This window comes from Glutamicibacter sp. NPDC087831 (assembly GCF_044742845.1).
In the GTDB taxonomy this organism is placed as follows: Bacteria; Actinomycetota; Actinomycetes; order Actinomycetales; family Micrococcaceae; genus Glutamicibacter.
The window spans coordinates 70,955-89,444 of record NZ_JBIUVH010000006.1; the positions used below are offsets into that span (position 1 = coordinate 70,955).

General features: G+C 59.7%; 12 protein-coding genes. 6 read left to right on the forward strand and 6 right to left on the reverse strand.

Annotated elements, in window-relative coordinates; all coding sequences use genetic code 11:
- The first annotated feature begins 39 nt into the window (after positions 1-39).
- From ACIOJF_RS16580 to ACIOJF_RS16590, 3 genes are all read left to right on the forward strand, one after another.
- Positions 40-789, forward strand: a complete 750-nt coding sequence (locus ACIOJF_RS16580; RefSeq protein ID WP_105657341.1) for an ABC transporter ATP-binding protein — start codon at positions 40-42, stop codon at positions 787-789.
- A 3-nt stretch (positions 790-792) separates the two neighbouring features.
- Complete coding sequence (locus ACIOJF_RS16585; protein ID WP_402741909.1) at positions 793-3,288, forward strand: ABC transporter permease; 2,496 nt, start codon at positions 793-795, stop codon at positions 3,286-3,288.
- Positions 3,289-3,382: 94 nt separating this feature from the next.
- The gene (locus ACIOJF_RS16590; RefSeq protein ID WP_332487655.1) at positions 3,383-3,727 is read left to right on the forward strand and encodes a DUF6176 family protein; all 345 of its coding nucleotides are present in this window, start codon (positions 3,383-3,385) and stop codon (positions 3,725-3,727) included.
- Positions 3,728-3,800: 73 nt separating this feature from the next.
- Here the strand turns inward: ACIOJF_RS16590 and ACIOJF_RS16595 are convergent, their stop codons facing one another.
- Genes ACIOJF_RS16595 through ACIOJF_RS16605 form a run of 3 tightly spaced genes read right to left on the reverse strand, consistent with a single transcriptional unit; the run spans position 3,801 to position 9,274 of the window.
- Positions 3,801-7,127, reverse strand: a complete 3,327-nt coding sequence (locus tag ACIOJF_RS16595; protein WP_402741910.1) for an ATP-binding protein — start codon at positions 7,125-7,127, stop codon at positions 3,801-3,803.
- Positions 7,128-7,130: 3 nt separating this feature from the next.
- Positions 7,131-7,817, reverse strand: a complete 687-nt coding sequence (locus tag ACIOJF_RS16600; protein ID WP_105661625.1) for a DUF4194 domain-containing protein — start codon at positions 7,815-7,817, stop codon at positions 7,131-7,133.
- A complete protein-coding gene (locus tag ACIOJF_RS16605) occupies positions 7,814-9,274 on the reverse strand; it encodes a DUF3375 domain-containing protein (RefSeq protein ID WP_105661626.1) in 1,461 nt (486 codons plus the stop codon). The genes ACIOJF_RS16600 and ACIOJF_RS16605 overlap by 4 nt, the downstream gene beginning before the upstream one ends.
- Positions 9,275-9,501: 227 nt before the next feature.
- Here ACIOJF_RS16605 and ACIOJF_RS16610 point away from each other — a divergent pair, with 227 nt between their 5' ends.
- Entirely contained in the window at positions 9,502-10,758 is a 1,257-nt protein-coding gene (locus tag ACIOJF_RS16610; RefSeq protein ID WP_402741911.1) for a polysaccharide deacetylase family protein, read from the forward strand.
- A 21-nt stretch (positions 10,759-10,779) separates the two neighbouring features.
- Here ACIOJF_RS16610 and ACIOJF_RS16615 read toward each other — a convergent pair whose 3' ends face one another.
- Both ACIOJF_RS16615 and ACIOJF_RS16620 read right to left on the reverse strand, forming a co-directional pair.
- Positions 10,780-14,235: a TM0106 family RecB-like putative nuclease gene (locus ACIOJF_RS16615; protein WP_402741912.1), complete on the reverse strand. Its 3,456-nt coding sequence runs from the start codon at positions 14,233-14,235 to the stop codon at positions 10,780-10,782.
- 77 nt (positions 14,236-14,312) lie between these two features.
- Positions 14,313-14,633, reverse strand: coding sequence for a hypothetical protein (locus tag ACIOJF_RS16620; protein WP_105661629.1), 321 nt, complete (start codon positions 14,631-14,633; stop codon positions 14,313-14,315).
- A gap of 157 nt (positions 14,634-14,790) precedes the next feature.
- On the opposite strand from ACIOJF_RS16620, the gene ACIOJF_RS16625 reads away from it, so the two are divergent.
- Complete coding sequence (locus ACIOJF_RS16625; RefSeq protein ID WP_105657350.1) at positions 14,791-15,510, forward strand: M50 family metallopeptidase; 720 nt, start codon at positions 14,791-14,793, stop codon at positions 15,508-15,510.
- Here the strand turns inward: ACIOJF_RS16625 and ACIOJF_RS16630 are convergent.
- Positions 15,502-16,728 carry a YihY/virulence factor BrkB family protein gene (locus ACIOJF_RS16630; RefSeq protein WP_402741913.1) on the reverse strand — a complete coding sequence of 409 codons (1,227 nt, stop codon included), beginning with the start codon at positions 16,726-16,728 and terminating at the stop codon, positions 15,502-15,504. The genes ACIOJF_RS16625 and ACIOJF_RS16630 overlap by 9 nt on opposite strands.
- Positions 16,729-17,299: 571 nt before the next feature.
- On the opposite strand from ACIOJF_RS16630, the gene ACIOJF_RS16635 reads away from it, so the two are divergent.
- On the forward strand, positions 17,300-18,025 hold the full coding sequence (locus tag ACIOJF_RS16635) for a transglycosylase family protein (RefSeq protein WP_105657352.1): 726 nt from the start codon (positions 17,300-17,302) through the stop codon (positions 18,023-18,025).
- Positions 18,026-18,490: the final 465 nt, after the last annotated feature.

Here is an 18,490-nt window from a genome sequence, read left to right on the forward strand (position 1 = left end):
GGATGCGGGTTTGGCTAGGCGCTTTGTAGTATTTCTAATATGACTTCTGAGACTCTGCCAAAAACCGAAAATGCGGTCGCTGCCCGCGGCTTGACCAAGACCTACGGGCATGACAGCACCCGGGTTGAGGCCCTTCGCGACGTAAACGTTTCCTTCGAACGATCCCGCTTCACCGCCATCATGGGCCCATCGGGCTCCGGAAAATCCACGCTGATGCACTGCCTGGCAGGACTTGATACCGCCGACTCCGGCGAAATCATCATCGGCGGCAAGAACCTGCTGGAGCTGAGCGATGACCAGCTGACCGAGATGCGCCGCGAGCAGATCGGCTTTGTCTTCCAGTCTTTCAACCTCGTGCCAACCATCACCGCCAAGGACAACATCCTGCTGCCATTGTCGCTGGCCGGCAAGAAGCACGATCGCGACTGGTTCAACACCGTCATCCAGGCGCTCGGCCTGGGCGACCGCCTGAACCACAAACCGCATGAACTTTCCGGCGGCCAGCAGCAACGTGTCGCGGTAGCCCGAGCACTGCTCACCCGGCCGGAAGTGGTCTTCGGCGATGAGCCAACCGGCAACCTCGATTCGCGTACCGGCGCCGAAGTGCTGTCCTTGATGCGCACGTCCACCCGTGAAATGGGCCAGACCATCATCATGGTCACCCACGACCCGGTGGCCGCGTCCTATGCAGACAATGTCTTGCTGATGAAGGACGGCACAATTGTCGGATCCATCCAGGAGCCAACCGTGGCTACCGTAACCGAGGCCCTGGCCTCCTTGGCGGAGTAAGCAATGCTGCACGTAGCACTTTCGAATATCAAGACCTATGCACGTCGATATATCGCCGTCATCCTGGCTGTGGCCATCGGCACCGCCTTTCTTGCCGCAACGCTTTCGGTGAACTCATCCACCCAGGCGACACTGAAGAACTCGCTCGGAGACGCCTACAAGAACGCCGATCTGGTGGCCTACCCCGATTGGGACCTGGTTCCCGGCGCCGAGGAGTTGACCGAGCTGAGCCTCAAGGACATCGCAGATGTCCGGAACCTGCCTGAAGTTTCCACCGCCTATGGCCTGGCCTACGCCGATGGCCTGCTGCGCACGGCGGACAACAGCTACGGCGTGTCCGCACAGCCAGTAGATCCCGACCAGGGGCTGGGCGGCATGGAATTGATTGAGGGCCGGGCGCCCCAAGGTTCCAACGAAATCATTATCGATGCTTCCCACGCCAAGGAAATGGGCGTGTCCATCGGGGACGTCGTGGCTCTGGAAAATGGCGCGATCTCGCCGGCGAACTACAACATCGTGGGCATCCAGCGCTCGACCACCAACCCGCGGACCTCGGCCTACGCCTTGGCCGGCATGAGCGAGAAAGCGTGGCAGCACTTTTCCGGCGGCCAAGCGCTGATCACCGAAATCGTGGTCAATGGCGACGGCTCCGACGAGTCATTGAAGGCAGAGCTGGAGAAGCTGTTTGCCGGCAAGAAGATGGCTGACATGGCGGTGGTGACCGCCGATGAGAAGGTCTTGAACGAAGTCGCCCAGTTCACCGGAGGCACCGACCAACTCAGCGTGATCCTGCTGGTCTTCGCACTGATTGCACTGGTGGTCACCGGTCTGGTTGTGGTCAATACCTTTGCCGTAGTCATTGCCCAGCGCACCCGCGAACTGGCACTGCTGCGCATCCTGGGCGCCAAGCGCAAGCAGATTCGTAGCTCGGTGCTCATCGAAGCACTGCTCATTGGCATTCTTGCCTCGATTCTCGGTGTCTTGCTCGCCGTCGCACTGATGGCGGGCCTGATCCAGCTGCTGCACGTGATGGTGCCGGAGATGTCCTATGCGGCGTTGGCCCTGACCCCGCAGGGATTGGCCATCCCAATTCTCGTCGGCGTGCTGATGACTGTGGTCGCAGCGAGCCTGCCGGCTCGACGGGCGATGAAACTCGCACCGCTGGCGGCCTTGCGCCCCTTCGACGCTGCCAGCGTGAAGAACCGTGCCGGCAAAGCCCGGATCATCTTCGGATCGCTGTTCGTGGTGGCCGGCGCCAGCTTGCTGGCCTACGGCGCGATCCAGGGGGATCTGGTAGTCGCCTTCCTGGGCGGCCTGGTTTCCTTCCCGGGGATCCTGATGCTGGCTTCGCTGTTCGTGCCGAGCAGCGTTTCTGGGATCGGCAAGGCCGTGGCTGGCAAATCGACGGCGGGAAAGCTCGCGGCCCTGAACGCCGTGCGCAACCCGGGCCGAACCACCGCGACGGCAACGGCACTGCTGATCGGCGTGACCTTGGTGTCCATGATCATGGTCGGCGGCCAGACCGCCAAGGCCAGCTTGAACAACGCTGTGGCCGCAGAATTCCCGGTCGACATGATGGTCTCCTTCTATGACCGCCAAGTTTCAGGCGCCGAGACCAAGAGCATGCTTGAGCAAATCAATGGCGTGGACGGGATTACCGCCAGCTCCAGCTTCACCTCCGGATATGCGGATGTGGACATGGGAACCGATGAAATGTTCAACGCCGAGGTCATGTCCGTTGATCCCAAGAGCTTCGCTGACGTTGCACTGGATCCGAATATCGTGCCGGCAGATGGCGAAATCGTCTATGTGCTGGGTAGTCCCGAAAACCCGACGGTGGAAGTTGGCGGGCAAACGCTGGCAGTGAAGAATTCCGAGGCCATGCTCTCAGGAAATATCGTCACCGAGCAGACTTTCAGCAAGCTGGAAATCGATGAAGCCAATCAGTACTCGGGGATCCTGATCAAGGTGGATTCCGACGTCAATGCAGCGGGCGTCAACGAACTGGTCACCAAGGTTTCTGCCATCACCGGCGTTGAATCATCAATGATCAATGGCGGTGTGGTGATGAAGTCGATGTTCTCCCAGATCATTGACGTGCTGCTGATGATTGTCTCTGCGTTGCTGGCAGTGGCGGTGCTGATCGCCCTGATCGGCGTAGCCAACACGCTCAGCCTCTCGATCCTGGAACGCACCCGGGAGAATTCCCTGCTTCGTGCCCTGGGCCTGAAGAAGAAGCAGCTGCGCGGCATGCTGGCGACCGAAGCGGTACTGATTGGCGGCGTCGCAGCCCTGCTCGGCTTGGTGCTGGGTGTGGCCTACGGCCTGCTTGGAGCCCGCTCGGCACTCGCGTCCATGGGAACGATGACCTACGAGATCCCATGGTGGCAGCTCGCACTGGTCCTGCTGATCAGCATCGTGGCAGCGCTCTTGGCATCGGTGACTCCGGGCCGCCGCGCCGCAAAGTTGTCGCCGGTTGAAGGATTGGCCGTCGAATAGCCGGTAGCCAGCCAAAGACAGTGGTCCTGAAAGCCAAGGCTTTCAGGACCACTGTCTTTTCCGCAGGTGCGGCTCAAGCCCATAGGCTGTAGACATGAAAATTGAACTCACTCGATTCCGAGTTCTGCCAGGCAAATCAGCGCTAGCTAATGAATGGCTGGAATTCCTGAACAGCAATATGCCCGCGGTGCTTGAAACCCTGGAAGGCGAAAAGATGTACGTGGAGACGATCTTCAGCGAAACCCTGGATGGTGTCGACTACCTCTACTGGTACAGCATCCAAGGCGAGGGCGGTGCCGCGGTGCAGGACTCTGCACATGAAATCGACAAGGTGCACCTCAGGTATTGGAAGCAGTGCATCGATCCAGGCTTCGCACCCCAAGAGCTGTCCCCGCGGGTGGTCATGATCCCTGATCGAGTGCAGCGCAGCATGGTCTAGAGGCGAAGCACCAAGGCACGAGGTCCAGAACTCGCTATGGCGAATTCTGGACCTCGTGCCTTGTTCTGGATGTTCAGCTGCGCAGGGTAATCGTCGTGGCCATGGCCGGGGAACGGCCGGTGGTCACGAAGCCTGAGATATTGGAGCCAGGGTGCTTGATGATATCCGTGATGGATCCCAGATGGCGGCTCAAATCGATCTTGTCCTCGGGGGCCGCGAGCACCAGATGGAAACCGAACTCCTGCAACGCGCGTATGCCTGCCGCTGCATATTCGGAGTTGGCTTGAATGAACGCCTCGTCGATCATCACCGTGCCGTAGGAAGTGAACCCGGCTGAAGCGAAGCCCAGCTGGTAGGCCAGGGCAGCACCCATGATGAAGGATGTGAAGCGCTGGCCTTCGCCGCCGGAGAGCGTCCCGGGTTCCAAGCCGGTCTCAATCTCCCCATTGGGCTTGTGCTCATTGCAGCTGATCATCACATGCTGGCGGACATCGAGCACGGTCGAACGCCATGAAGCCATCGCCGGGTCGCTGAGTGCGGTAACCAGTGCCTCCAGCGCTTGGTAGGAGCTGGCCAAGGTGGATTCGTCCTTGGTGGTGTAAGCCTCCTGCAATGCGTCCTTCAGGTCCTTGCGGAAGGTACCGGCCTCAACTGGAATCGCATTTACTGCTTCCAGGCGAAGGACCGACCCATGCTCGAAAGTCACCTCTGCCAGAATCTGGTTCAGCGGCTTGATGCGTTCGGAGATCATCCGGCGCTCTTCATCCAGCAACTGCAAGAGGTCGCTGAAGCGTTCATAGGAACGGTTCGCGAAGTATTCGCGGAACTGCGCCTCATGGTGCGGCAGGCCGTCGGCCACGATCTGGTCGTGCAGCTGCGCGTAGTGCTCAGCTGCTTCAGCGGTGGTGCCATGGGTTTGCGCGTGCGAGGTGCCGAATTCACGGGCAAAACGACGGAAGGTTTCGCTCAGCGCGCCACCGATTTCCTGGCGCTGCGACTGCAAGGAGTTGACCTGGCTGCCCAACTGGAGCTTGACCTCGGCAAAGGCTTCGCTGATTTGTTCACTGGCAGGGCAGTTCCCTGCAACCACTTGCTGGAGAACCGGGCCAAGCAGCTGATGCTGGCGCAGCGCGGACGGGATGCTCTGCTCCCATCCGGTCCCCAAGTCATCGCTGGTGGACAGGATCTGCTGTACACGCTGCACCTGCAAGCCAAGATCTGCAATGCGTGAACGAACCAGTGCGAGGTCCCCGACCAGGGTTTCTGCCTCGGCCTTCGCCGTTTCGATTTGCTGGCGAACCCGGGAGGAATCCCCGGACAATGCCAAGGCATCGCCGAGCTTCTGCTCGCTGCGGCGCAACGCTTCCAGTGCCTCGGACGCGTCGAACTGGCCAAAAGTCCGCTCATCGGCAATCAGGGCCTGCAAGAGCTGGGTTTTGGCCGCGATCTTGTTCTTCGCCGCACTGCGCTCATCGGCAGCCTGGTGGGCCTGGACGATTTTCTCATCCAGCCGTGCCGCCTTGGACTGCAACTCGGCAATCTTCGACTCGTTGGTGAAGCCCAGCAGGTACTCGGAAGCAGGCAACGTGCGGGTATCGCGCTCGAAGCTTCCGGTTCCGGACTTGATGGTGCCGGCCGGAGTTATCGCCTTGGGGTGCACATGCATGGCTGCATCGTTCTCAACACAGGCCAATGGGTAGTCGGCGGTGATCTTCGCCTTCAGCCAGGTTCCGGCTTCGCCGGGCGCGAAGTCCAGCTTGGCCACCAGGTCTGCCAGGCCAGCTTCAGCGGTGCGCGGCGGCTGTGAAATGTCGCTCCACCGCACGCGGCCCAAGCCGTCGAGTTGATCAATGGCGTGGGTGACTTGGGTGAGCAGCTCCCCGGGAACCAGCAGGGTGCGGGCCAAGGAGTGCAAGGCCTTTTCAGCGGCCAAACGCCAGGTACCGGCATCGGCCGAAACATCCATGAGCTCGCCAGCGAAGGGAAGCTGTTCTTCCTTGAGCGAGCAGGCCGAAGCGATGGCACGGCGGGCGGCTATCGAACGGTCATCGATATTGCTGGCCCGGCGCTGGTAGGAGCGGATCTGGTCAGCCAACGTTTCTGCGCGCTTGCGCAGGTTGACCAAGGTGGCCATGGCCTCGTACTCAACGGTCTGGGCATCATGCGTAATCGAGCTGAGCTGCTGCAAGGTACGTGCCGCGTTGGCCCGCAGCTCATCCAGGCCGGTGGCTGAGAATTCGAAGGCCAAGCCAGCATCCGAGGCCTGCTGCTGCAGGGTCCGGATGACGTTCTCCTTCTCGCTCAATGCCTTGCGAGCCACATCGGCCTCGCGCTCCAGCAGCATCAGGGAAGCAGAGCCCGCAGAGTCGTGGGCAGCCTCCAGCGACGCCAGCTGGTCATCGAGCTTTTCCTTGCGCTGCCGCAGCCCGGCTTCTTCGGCCTTGAGCTTGGCTAGCTCCGTTTCGTGGGAGTTCAGGTCATTGCGCAGCACCAGCTGGCGGACCTGGGTTTCCAGGGTGTGCACGTCGCTTTCCAGCAATTGCCGGGCGGTGGCGATCTGTCCAGCCAAGGAACGGTAGGCCTGATCCTGCTCCGGCACCTGCGCGAGCACGTCACGCTGGGCGCGGGCGGTATCCAGCTGGCGGTAGATGCCACGCAAATGGGCAAAGTCTTCCACTGCTGCGGACGCGGCCTTCAACGTGGCTGGTTCTTCCAGCACTTCGTGTCGGAAGAACTGGTTGACGCCCTTGGCCAGGCCCTTGCCATTTTGCAAGGTGCGCAACAGGGCAAAGGCCTTGTCGCTTTCGACGCCTAAACGGCGGCGCAATCGCTCAATGAACGCCTTGTGGGTATCGAACGCCTCGCTCGGTGCCAGGGCCTTGGATAGCGAGGACACGGTAAAGCGGCGCGGGCCGTGGTTTTCCAGCTCCGCAATATTGACCTTGCCTTCGCACAAAAGATAGTGCTTGGAGACTTGTCCTTCCAGGCCGGCATCGGGCAGATCGAAGACCGCGCCGGCTGTAACGGTGTTGCCCATGCCATCGTCGTAGCTGAGCACGATGGCGCTCCACGTCGCGCCGGGGCGCTGGTAGACAGTGCCGGCGCTGGTTTTGAACTTGCGCCCGCGCATGTAGGAGAACGTGGTGCGGCGGTCCTCGCGGGTGGCCGCGTCATTGGCCGATTCGTTCAGGCGGGGCGTTGCAAAGAAGACGTGGCCCATCGCATCGAACAAGGTGGATTTGCCCACGCCCGGATGGCCGGTGACCAAGGTGCCGGCGCGGTCCACGGCCAGATCATGCAAGCCGTGGAAGGTTCCCCAGTTAACTATTTGTACCCGGCTCAGACGATGCTGGCCTGGGTTGAGTGCCCCGCCCAGCGGGAGAGTCATTTCAATGCTCATCGGTTACTCCTGCACCAACTCGGGGGTCTGCTCTGCGAGGTCATCAGCTTCTTCGGCTCCCAGGCTGAAAGCTGGATCATTAGCGTCGATTGCCGCGATGTAGCGTGGTATGTCCTGGATATTGGTGATCGGCAGCGCCATCGCCAGGGCCGGGGAAATGCGGAACTCGTTCTCCAGCTCGGTGCCGGTGAGCAAGCGCAAAGCCTGCAGGCGGGTGACCGCAGCATCGCAGGATTCGGCAAAGCGCTTGTCATCGCGGTCTGAGGTCTGGCGGTGCTCGGCCAGGATCTCGTGCATGCCCGCACGCGAAATTACGGCATCGCTGCCGCTGCCTGAATGCTGTTCGAGCAACAGCCGCAGCCGCAGGGCGAGCAGGGTTTCATCACGCTTCAGCGGACGGCGCGGAGCGATAGGAGAGGTGTGGACCTGTTCAATCTGGACGGGGGCAAGCATGGCGATCTTGCGGTCCATGTCCAGCTGCAGTGCCAAGAAGATCTCGGAGAAGTAATCGCTGATGCTCTGCTGCTGGTCCAGCAGCAGCTGCCAAGCCGAGGCATCGATGGACCCATCAAGGTACGGGCCACGCAACAACCGGACCAGCAGCTGGCGCAGCGGCAGCGGGAACTTCCCGGTGTCGCCCTCGAACAATGGTTCGGTGATCGGTGCGGCGTATGAATCGCTCTTGGTCATAGCGGCTCCTTCGTAAAGCTTAACGCGGGCAGGATTGCGGTTCGCATCGAACCATCGAGTTGCTGGAAATGGATGCTGAGCAGATCGCTCTCGTTCAGCGATTCGCCATTGGTGCGCCCGATTTCCACGAGGGCACGAATGGAATTCAAGTGCCGTTGCTCGGCATCCAAGGATTCGAAGACTTCATCCAACCGGATCGAGCCGGAACTGGACTGGCCCAGATGCCGGGTGATCGATGCACGCAGCAATGGCATGTCCGCCTGGGGCGTCGAGGGATTACGCACAATGTCGGCTTCGCTGAATTCTGGCGCTTGAGCCAGCGGAGGCGGAGCCACATGCTCGGAGGGGTCGTAGATTCCAAGACCGGAAAGGGTGACGAACTGCGGAGCGAAGAGCTCCATCGGGGCCAAGCCGCTGCGGGGTTTCAGGCTCGTGGACTTGCTGATCGCCAGTTCAGCTTCGCGGACCGCTTGGCGCAATAGCTCGGCCTGCTTGTAGTCCTCGGACTGCACGAATGCGTGCAGGGATTCAGAGAGCTTGCCATAGGAGGCATGGACTTCAGCTGCCTGGCGGCGCAATTCACGCAATAGGTTAGTGAGGATCTGGCGTTCGGGCGTTTCCAGGTCATCTACGAAGTCGCGGTCCAGGACTTCGGCCAATGCGGCGCGGAAACGCTGCTGCGCTTCCGGGGAGTTCAGGAATTCAGTGAATCCGCTGAAGGTTTCGCCTTCGGCAGTGGAACGCAACTGACGGTCAGCTTCAAGAACCTGACCCACAGCTACGCCCTTGGCTGTGGAGGCATCCAGAATGCCTTCACGCAATGAATGGAGCATATCCTGGACGCCGTCGCGCATGCGTCGGAAATCTGCTGGCAAACTCGATGCCAGATCGAGTACGGAACGAGTTGCCGACAAGGCGGTCGTGCGAGAAAGCACCGCCGGGTCATCCCCGCTGCGCAGCTGGTCGATTTGGGCTTGGCGCAGCGCGATCTGGGATTCGAGGGCACGGATACGTGCTTCGGGATCCGGATCGGTTTCGTGGGCCAGCGATTCCAGGGAAGAGAGCAACGTGTTCAGGCGCGACGAGTTCAAATGCGAATCGTCGGTGGAAAAATCCGCCAGGTAGCGCAGGGTGCGCAGGGTCTGCGCACTGGGTTCATACACGAAGCGCCCATCAATCAGCGGACGAGCCAGAATTCCCTGTTTGACCCATGTTTCGGCGAAATCCTGAGCCGAATACGAGGCGGGAATCTGGTCATCGCTCTTTCGCGCTTGCTTCAGGAAGGAATCCAAGGAGGCATGGAAAAGTTCCAATGCGATCCGTGAACGGTCTGCGGTGAACTCTGCGCGGATGAAGGCCACAGCCCACGGCTGGGCGGTCAGAAGCCGATACGCTGCCGAGCTTTTGAACTGCTGGGACTGAAGCCACAAACTATTCGCGCGGTGCGAGGGCTGCATGTACTTCCTTGATCTTTGGGACGCCTAACCAATCAATTCTAAATCATTGGACTCCTTCCAAAATGTGAGCTCCCTAAAAGCTGAATGTTAGACATCGCTCAAGTTCGGTAATTCATCCTGAAAGGGTGTTGCCTCCAGCGCTACCTGTGTAGGGTCGAAATAACCAGATGACAACTCGTTTTCTTCCGGCCTGGCGGGCACGGTGGAGGTCACGGAGGTCGCAGCCATTGAAGAACCCACGATTGGTGATTTCGCTCGGGTTGGCGCTGGGCCTTGCCGGGTGCAGTGCTGCACAGGAGCCGCCAACGCCGGCCCCGGATCCTGCTGCCGTTGAAAAGGCTGAGCAGGAAGAAGCACGAGTGGACGGCGTGAGAGCCGAGATCAACCGGCTAGCTGACGGATACGACTATGACGCGGCGATTAAACTTGCCAAGAAAGACAGCGCCGAACAACTGAACCAGATGGCCAGCGGCCTAGAGGAAGAGAAAGGGCAGGTTTCAGCTTGGGAAGAGCCGAACAACATACCTCACCTGTTCTTCCACTCGCTGATTGTCGATCCCGGCAGGGCCTTTGACGAAGGCAGCAGTTCGCAGGGGTACGCCGACTACATGGTGACCCAGAAGGAATTTGCAGCCATCCTCGACGAGCTGTATGCGCGTGATTATGTCCTGGTCAACCCGGAAGATTTCGCCTCGCTCGACGGCCAGGGGCAGATGGAGTATCGGGATATCATGCTGCCCCAGGGCAAGAAGCCAGTGGTGCTGTCCATCGATGACCTGAGCTATTACGAATACATGGAAGGTGATGGCTTCGCCAGCAAGCTGGTGCTGGATAAGGACGGCAAGGTCCGCAACGAATACGTCGATGCGGAGGGAAAAACGCAGGTTGGCGCTTTTGACGTGACCACGATGGTCGATGACTTCGTAGCGGAACATCCCGATTTCACGTATCGGGACGCTCGCGGCCTCATCGCAATGACCGGATACAACGGCGCATTCGGCTACCGCACCTCTGCCAGCCAGTATCCCCAGAGCAAGACTCTGGAAGCTGACCAGAAGAAGGCTGCGGAGATCGCAGAAGCGATGAAGAACAGCGGTTGGGTTTTCGCGTCCCATTCGTGGGGGCACATTGCCACTGGGACGGTCAGCATGGATCGGCTCAAGCGGGACACCAAACTGTGGAAAGCCGAAGTGGAACCGATCGTGGGAAAAACCGGGCACTACATCTATCCTTTTGGATCGGATATTGCCCGGACCCAGCGTTACGCGGGGGACCGGTACCAGTTCTTCAAGGACCAGGGGTTCGGTTACTTCTACGGCGTTGACGGTACGACTCGCACATGGATGCAGCAGGGTGATGAGTACCAGCGGCAGATGCGCATCAATGTGGATGGGTTGCAGTTCGCCAAGGAACTGCGCGGTGACCGGCCAGTCCTGGGAAGTTTCTTCAAAGTCGAGGATGTGATTGACCCGGCGCGCGAATGACCGGGCCAATCCATCATCAAGCTACAAAGCCATGAAGGCACCGAGCTGCGAGAGCGCCGATGGGTTGGAAGGCAGATAATCGGTGAGCCTTTCGCTGCGCACGATGATGGCCTTCCATTGGCCGCGGGAAATCGCAACGTTGATGCGATTGCGGTTAAGCAGGAATTCGATGCCACGCGATGCATCGGTGGCGCTGGAACATGCCATGGTCATCAGCACAACTGGTGCTTCCTGTCCCTGGAACTTGTCAACCGTTCCCACCTTGACCGCCGATAGCCCTTCAGCTTCGAGGACATCGCGCACCAGATTTACCTGGGCATTGTAGGCAGCAACTACCAGGATGTCAGCGGCGCCCAATGGATGGGCAGGCATGCCTGCCCCCGGACTCCACATCATCCCCAGATGCTCGCGGACCAATCGGACAATAGCCCCGGCTTCTTCGGCGCTGCTGACCGTATTGCCTCGATGTTCAACGAACACCGTCTCGACCCCGGCCGGTGTGCCTTCGAGCTGCCGCAACCCGGCGGCGTCTGCCGAGAACAGCTGGTGGTCATAGCTCAATGCCGAAACCTTGGCGCAAAGCGCTGGATGCATTCGCCATGAAGCTGCCAGGAAGTACCCCAATTCGGCTGGCAGCACTGGTTCGCCGCCGGAAAGCCAGCCGAGCGCCGATTCGTCCACCGGCTGAGGATGAGTGCCCTGGGTGACCTGGGGCAACTGCTGGGGATCACCGAGCAGCAGCAAATTGCGGGCTGCTCGTGAAACCGCCAAGGTATTGGCCAGTGAGAACTGCCCGGCCTCATCGATCACCAGCAAATCCAGGCTATCCGCGGGGACTTTCGAACCGGTCAGCGTCCAGGCAGTACCTCCAATGAGCCCGCCGCCCGATGCGTGGAGAACTTCAGTCAAGGAATCCTTGGACGTGCCGGCCCAGGGGACCGGATCATCGTGCTTGACTTCCTTGGCTACTGCCTCGGGATCGACCCCGGCCTCCACCGCTTTCCGCAGGACGTTTTCAACTACTGCATGGGACTGGGCAACCACGCCAATCTTCCATCCGTAATCAACGAGTTCACGGATCACATGCGAAGCGACGAAGGTCTTGCCGGTCCCCGGAGGGCCTTGTACCGCAAGATAGGAATTATCAAGATCCTTCAACGTCTCGACCACGGCAGGATAGATCTGCGCCTGGCCATCAACCAGGGCTGGTTCCACCGGTGCCGCAAGGGTTTTCAGGCGTGGCGGAATCCGCCGCAGGATGTCGATGCCCGGCCGTTCCGGAAGCACCGGTACGGTGGAGCCCACCCGCTGGGCGATCTCCTTGAGCGCTGCATCGATGCTCATCGTCGCCAACGGCTTATCCGGAGCCAATGCGCATGGATGGGCACCGTAGGCAGGGATCTTGCCGCTGGTTTTCTCCGCAATGGTAATCCAGCCCGGGCCGAGCTCGACTACGGTGGCGTTGAATGCGCCGCCGCGCACGGAGTCGTCAACGGCCATGCCTTCAGGCAACGGAGCATCAAACATGGCGAACACTGATGAGCCGGGGGAGAGCAGGGATCCTTCCGCCAAGGTTCCCTGCAATCTCGTCACGCGCGTAGAGGTGCGCGCCCGAGGGGTGGCCTTATGCCAATCCTCGAGTACTTCCGCAGTGTCCACAATGAACACTCCCCGGGCGTCGCTCCAATCATCCATTGGCGCGGACAAGCGGTCGAAGTGTTCCCACCAGAACTGCTTCTTTTCACGCCGGTTGTAACCGGTCGCAGCGGCGACCATCGCGATCGCGCGGTCATCGTTGCTCAGCGCGTGGGCGTGGGGAAGCTGCGCAAGGTAGTTTTGCAGCCGAAGCTCTTCGGCGGTGGGCTCGTATTCGTCTGCGGCCGGGCCTGGCTCAGGCATATCCGGCAGGGTGCCAGGCGCCTCATCGCTGAGCGAAAGCAGCCAATCCCGCAAGCGCAAAGTGGAAAGGCAGTCGTACTCGTTGTAATCGGCAATCGACTCGAGGATCGCTTCAGCGGCCCCGTCGTTCTTCGAATCCCGCGCCAGCATGTACTGGGCATAGGCGACCACCGATGCTCCGGCATCGGTGACATCCCCGGAGCGAAGGTGCTCTCCCATGTACAACGGTTCAAGCTTCTTGATGGAGTATGAGCGGGTGGAAACCACCAGGGCGTTACGCACGGTCTCGTAGAGATCGATAAGCAGGTTCTCACGCAGCCACTGGTCGACTTCGTCCTCACCGGCAATATGCACCTGCGAGAGCTTGCGCAGGGCAGTTTTCTCATAGGGCGCATAGTGGTAGACCTTCATGCGCGGGAACCGCTGGCGGCGTTCTTCGACATAGGCAATGAAGTCCAGGAAGGCTTGGCGTTCTTCGGCGCGGCTATGCGCCCAGAAGGGTTTGAACACCGGCACCCCGGTGTCATATTCGATGACGCCGAAGAGGTATTCCAGGCCCCAGGAGCCGTCGGAAGGTTCCTGGTAGAGCGGGTCGCCCTCGAAATCGAAGAAGATGTCGCCTTGATCAGGCCGCGGCAGCGAAGAGATCGGGCCTTCGTTCTTCACCCGGTAGGAGACGCCGTGGACCATGCCATCGCTCTGGGCCAGCCCCAGCTGCATTCTGGCCTGCTCCGCGGCACGGTGCAGCGAGGTGCCTGGTCCATCCTCTAGCCCGGCGAGCTGGTCAATGGTGGAAATGCCGCGGGCGCGAAGTTTTTCTCGCTGCACCATGGACATGCCAGCGACCAATAGCAGGTCGCGGGTTTCCTGGGCCTGCTCTTCGCAATAATCGCAACGGCCGCATAAGCGCAGTTCATCGGAGTTCCACCGAACTGGCTGGTTGGCCGCACGGTGTTCCTGCACCATCTTCACGAATCGTTCACGCTGGGCCCGGAAGACTGGCAGCACTTCGTCAACCCGATGCACCGAATGCGTCCCGTCGCCGAGGACCAGCGTTGCCGAGGTGGACACGGGGAGCCCTTCTGCCAGCATCTGATCCGCGTAGGCTGCGATCTGGAGCAGGGCGCTGACCCTTGCATGGCGGGCGAGCTTGGTATCCCATACGGCCCAGGTGCCGTCCTCCTGGCGGACCAGGAAGTCGGCAAAGCCAATGAAAGCCCCATCGAAGAAGGTGGCCTGGAAAATGACATCGGCGCCGTTGCGAAGCACGTGCATGGTCGCCTCGTGGGCTGCCCGAAGACCGGCCGCAGACATCTGCGGGCGATCAGTGAATTGCTTGACGCCGGTTCCCGTCACCGGGTCGTATTCGCCATAGGCAGCTATCAGGTCTTTGAGGACGTTCTGCTCATGGGCGTCGCCGAGCACCGCTGTTCGTTCCAGCATCTCGTCTCGTGCCTTGTCAGGCTTGGGACGCAGGCCGAGTTTCACGTCCAGCAGGTACAGGGACTGGTAATTGCAGTCAACGGAGACTGACAGGTCACTCGCTGAGAAGATGAACGCATCATCTAGAAAGAACACGGGGCCTGGGCCTTTCGTTGACTTGTTTCCTACCTAGTCAACGTAGCACCAGACCCCGACAGATTCGCTGATGCCGCTTAGGACAGCTCGTCTTTGTTCTTCTTGGGGCCGCCAAGAACGAGCGAGAGAATGGCAACGCCGGCAGTCACCGAGTTCACCGCTGGCCACGCACCGATTTTCTTGGCCAGCGGATGCGAAGCGCCGAAGCCTCCGAGATAGGCGCTGATCAAGGCAATGGCTTTAGCGGTTCCAGCATCTTTCTTCCAAAGCAGGAAGGCGCCGGCACCTGCAGCACCGAGCACAACGGCAGCCAGCGGGCGCTTCTTGGTGGCACGACCGGTAGCGTAACCGCCCACTAAACCGGTGGTGGCCAAGGCGGTTGAAACGATGCGAGACATGAGACTCCTCCAGATATACGGCACAGTGTTCCGCTTTGCAGACTATGCCCGTCACCTGTGATGTTTCCCAGAAAGTCGGGAAATGCACTCGCCGGTCACTTTGTGGCCGATGGGGCTTGCAAGAATGAGTAATACCGAACGCCGATGAGGAGCAGGAATGAATCTAGATATTGCCCAGGCCTGGGAGCGGCTCTCGCAGCCGGTGAACGTGGCCCTGAACCAGTGGCAGTGGCTGATCGTTGCGTTCTTGATCCTGCTATTGGTGGTCCCTCGTCCGGTCTGGCGGATCACCGGCTTGTACTCCACGCTGATTCATGAGCTCGGCCATATCATCGCGGCCTTATTCACGGGCAGATACGTGGCTGGCTTGCGGCTGGGCTGGGATCATTCCGGAGAAGTGCGGAGCATTGGACGGGGCAAGATTTCTGTCATCATCTCCGGGATTTTCGGGTACCCCGCACCGATATGGGTTTCAGCTTTGATGCTGTGGGGCATATCCACGGGCTATTCCGGGCGGGCGCTCGGCATCTACGCGTTGCTGTTCCTGTTGGCGCTGATCTTTGTCCGAAATTGGCCGGCCTTTATTGTGTGCACTATTAGTGCACTCGTGGCATTGGCAGTGGTCTTCTTTGCGCCGGTCGAAGCGTACCTGTACCTGGCTTTGCTTATCGCCGGGTTCTTGCTGCTGGCTGGCCTAAAAGACTTCGTCAAGCTTCTTTCGGTACATGTTTGGAGACGCCACGATATCGCCCAGTCCGATGCGTACCTGATCGCCGAGGCTACCCGGACCTTCGCTTCATTGTGGGTTGTGGTGATTCTTGTTCTGGGTTCCGGCGGCCTGTGGTGGGCACTGCAGAGCTTGTCGGGACTATTCTGAGCCCCTGCGCAGATCGCGTTTGGTTTTCATGCGGCTAGCGGTCCAGGCCGCCACGGCAACCAGCCCCATGGGGAGCAACTTCGTCTTGCGCTTAAGCTTCGTGGATGGATCCCTCTCCATATCTTGCAGCGGGTCGCCACCGTGCTTGATACGGATTTCCTGGGCCTGGACGAGATCCTTGTATGTTGCCAATTCCTGCTTGGCTACCAAAGTGTCATCACGCAGTGGAAGAAGTACGTCATCTATGGCAGGCATGCCCGTGCGAAGCTGGCGGAGGCGGATGAATTCGATATCCACCAAGGCTCCGAGGAGCAAAGCGATGTTGCTGATCCAGCAAGCAAGAATCAAGATGATCACGCCGCCAATGGTTCCGTAGGTGGCGGAGTAGCTGGCGAACTGCGAAACATAAATACTGAAACCGAATACCGACAGTCCCAGGATCACCAGAGCTGTCAGTGTGCCGGGCGAGAACCAGCGGAATTTCGTTGGCTTGACGTTGGGGGTGAAGTAGTAAAGCAAGGCTAGAACCAGGAGCAGCATAATGAGCATCAATGGCGGCTTGGCGATATTCAGCACGAGCACAAAGCTGTCGCCCATGCCAATAATATTGCCGATTCCGCGGGCGACGGAGCCAGAAGCGAGCAGCAGCACCAGGGTCACGACGGCAACCAGCATGATCAGCACGGTAATCAGGAACATCTGAGGACGGCGTTTCCACTGGGGGCGGCCTTCCGGTGCCCCATACAGCCGGTTCAACGCGCGGCTGAATGCCGTGACATATCCAGATGTACTCCACAGCGCGCCGAGTGAACCGGCCAGGATTGCCCAGAACGTTCCGCTAGCTTGGGATGCCAAGCCAGCGAGCAACTGTTCGGCCGTGTCGAGCAATTGCTGGGAGTCGCTACTTGCAGATTGTCCGTTCGGGGCGAGGCTCTGCTCTAGCAGCTCCATAATCCATTTGGTGCCGCTTTCGCTGGCACCGGCCAAAGACAGGAGCGAGATCAATGCCAGTAATCCGGGGAACATGGCAAGAACCATGAAATAGGACAGGGAAGCTGCAACGTCTAGTCCATCGTTGCGAAAGAATTCCCGCAGGGCCCGGGGGTAGCAGGTCAAGGATTCCATGAATCGGTCTTTGCTTGTGCTGCCTCGTACTGGCATTGAGTTCCCCTGTCTGACTGATGAAATCAAACCTACAGCGCTGGCTTCTTGAAACAAATTACCTCAGGGCAATTCAGCTGTCCTGTCGCTTGAACGTCGCGGTGTGTCCATCGCCCGGGAGGCCTTGCAGGTGGTAGCGAGGAAAAGGCCGTCTGCCGGAGAAAAATTGCCCCTTCGGATTGCCCGACGCCTTGGGTTTAGGACGCAGCTATTCCAGCTTTGGCGAAGGCGGAATGCAACCTTGAAGGGAGCTGGGCACGGCCCAGAAATGTATTGCAAGCTATATCACAGCGAGCTGGATAATCTCCACTTTTGGAAAGTAACATTTTCGTTGCTTGATATGGGGATCATGGTGATTTTCCGACCCGATTCAAAATTTTTTTCTGGCCAATTGACCTGTATTTACGGGGTTTCTGACCGTTTCCTGAGTTGCGAGGGTGGTGGGTTGGTGCGTTATGGTCATTCATAACGTTTCGATAACACTCGCAGTGTTATGGGGAAACAGGTACTGCCGGGACTTCCAAACCACTCACCAGGGCAGTATTTAATCAAAGTCGAAATGCGACGCTGAGTGGTGCACGAGGATGGTCTAGGAAGACCTGAGCGCGGGAAGAGCAACTGGAGAATCATGATCCAGCAGAAGACCAAGAACTTGATCCGCCGCGGTGGAGCCTCGCTGGCCGCCGTTGCAGTTGCCGGCACCGCAATCGTTGCAGCTTCCGCACCAGCTAATGCCGCAGGCACCTGGGACAAGCTGGCTCAGTGCGAGTCCGGTGGCAACTGGTCCATCAACACCGGCAATGGCTACTACGGTGGCCTGCAGTTCTCGCTGTCCACTTGGAAGGCGTTTGGCGGTTCGGGCATGCCTCACCAGGCTTCGAAGGCCGAGCAGATTCGCGTTGCAACCAAGGTCCAGGCATCCCAGGGTTGGGGCGCATGGCCAGCATGTACCGCAAAGCTGGGCATTAGCGGTTCCCCTTCGGGTTCCGCGACTCCGCAGAAGCAGGCTCCTCAGCAGCAGGCAGCACCAAAGCAGCAGGCCGCTCCTAAGCAGCAGGCCGCTCCTAAGCAGCAGGCCGCTCCTAAGCAGCAGGCAGCTCCGGTCCAGAAGCAGGCTCCTAAGCAGCAGGCAGCTCCAAAGCACGCAGCTCCAGCTCCAAAGGCACCAGTGTTCAACATTGACGTGACCGATTCGGGCAAGGACTACACCGTCAAGTCCGGCGACACCTTGGCTAAGGTTGCCGACCAGCTTGGCGTCAAGGACTGGCGTGGCCTGTTCGTCTTGAATGACGACCAGCTGAGCAACCCAGACCTGATCATGGTCGGGCAGACCCTGAACGTTCCAGCCAACTAATTCCGCAGAGCTTCAGATAACCCGCGTCGTGTATTTTTACGCGACGCGGGTTTTCCGTTTACCGACTGCCTGGATCGAAGTGGTGATTTTCCGAGTATAGGCTGAGGTTCATGCTGCATTCCGAAGATGAGCGCGTGGCCGAGGGCCATATCCTGGGTTCGGGGTTTACCGCACACCGATTGCTCGAGACGGCAGGTGATTGCCCTGTTACTGGGCCCGCGGTTTGGTGGGCTGGTCCTTTGAACGCGGAGAAGCTCGCAGCTCGATCCGTTGGCTTGGTATGTTCCGCCCTTAATGATCTTGCCGCTGCCTCACCATGGCTCGCCACGGCGACGCCGGATATCGCAGCTGCCTTCGCGTCCTCTGCCCACTTGCGCATCGCGGGGCAGAAACCACAAGGTTTTGCTCGATATTCGGGATTCTACCGAACGGCCGACGGCTGGATCAGAACCCACGCGAATTACC

What these genes read in the sequence shown, in the direction of transcription:
- ACIOJF_RS16580 (WP_105657341.1), top strand. Translation starts at nt 40, where the DNA reads ATGACTTCTGAGACTCTGCCAAAAACCGAAAATGCGGTCGCTGCCCGC.
- ACIOJF_RS16585 (WP_402741909.1), top strand. Translation starts at nt 793, where the DNA reads ATGCTGCACGTAGCACTTTCGAATATCAAGACCTATGCACGTCGATAT.
- ACIOJF_RS16590 (WP_332487655.1), top strand. Translation starts at nt 3,383, where the DNA reads ATGAAAATTGAACTCACTCGATTCCGAGTTCTGCCAGGCAAATCAGCG.
- ACIOJF_RS16595 (WP_402741910.1), bottom strand. Translation starts at nt 7,127, where the DNA reads ATGAGCATTGAAATGACTCTCCCGCTGGGCGGGGCACTCAACCCAGGC.
- ACIOJF_RS16600 (WP_105661625.1), bottom strand. Translation starts at nt 7,817, where the DNA reads ATGACCAAGAGCGATTCATACGCCGCACCGATCACCGAACCATTGTTC.
- ACIOJF_RS16605 (WP_105661626.1), bottom strand. Translation starts at nt 9,274, where the DNA reads ATGCAGCCCTCGCACCGCGCGAATAGTTTGTGGCTTCAGTCCCAGCAG.
- ACIOJF_RS16620 (WP_105661629.1), bottom strand. Translation starts at nt 14,633, where the DNA reads ATGTCTCGCATCGTTTCAACCGCCTTGGCCACCACCGGTTTAGTGGGC.
- ACIOJF_RS16625 (WP_105657350.1), top strand. Translation starts at nt 14,791, where the DNA reads ATGAATCTAGATATTGCCCAGGCCTGGGAGCGGCTCTCGCAGCCGGTG.
- ACIOJF_RS16635 (WP_105657352.1), top strand. Translation starts at nt 17,300, where the DNA reads ATGATCCAGCAGAAGACCAAGAACTTGATCCGCCGCGGTGGAGCCTCG.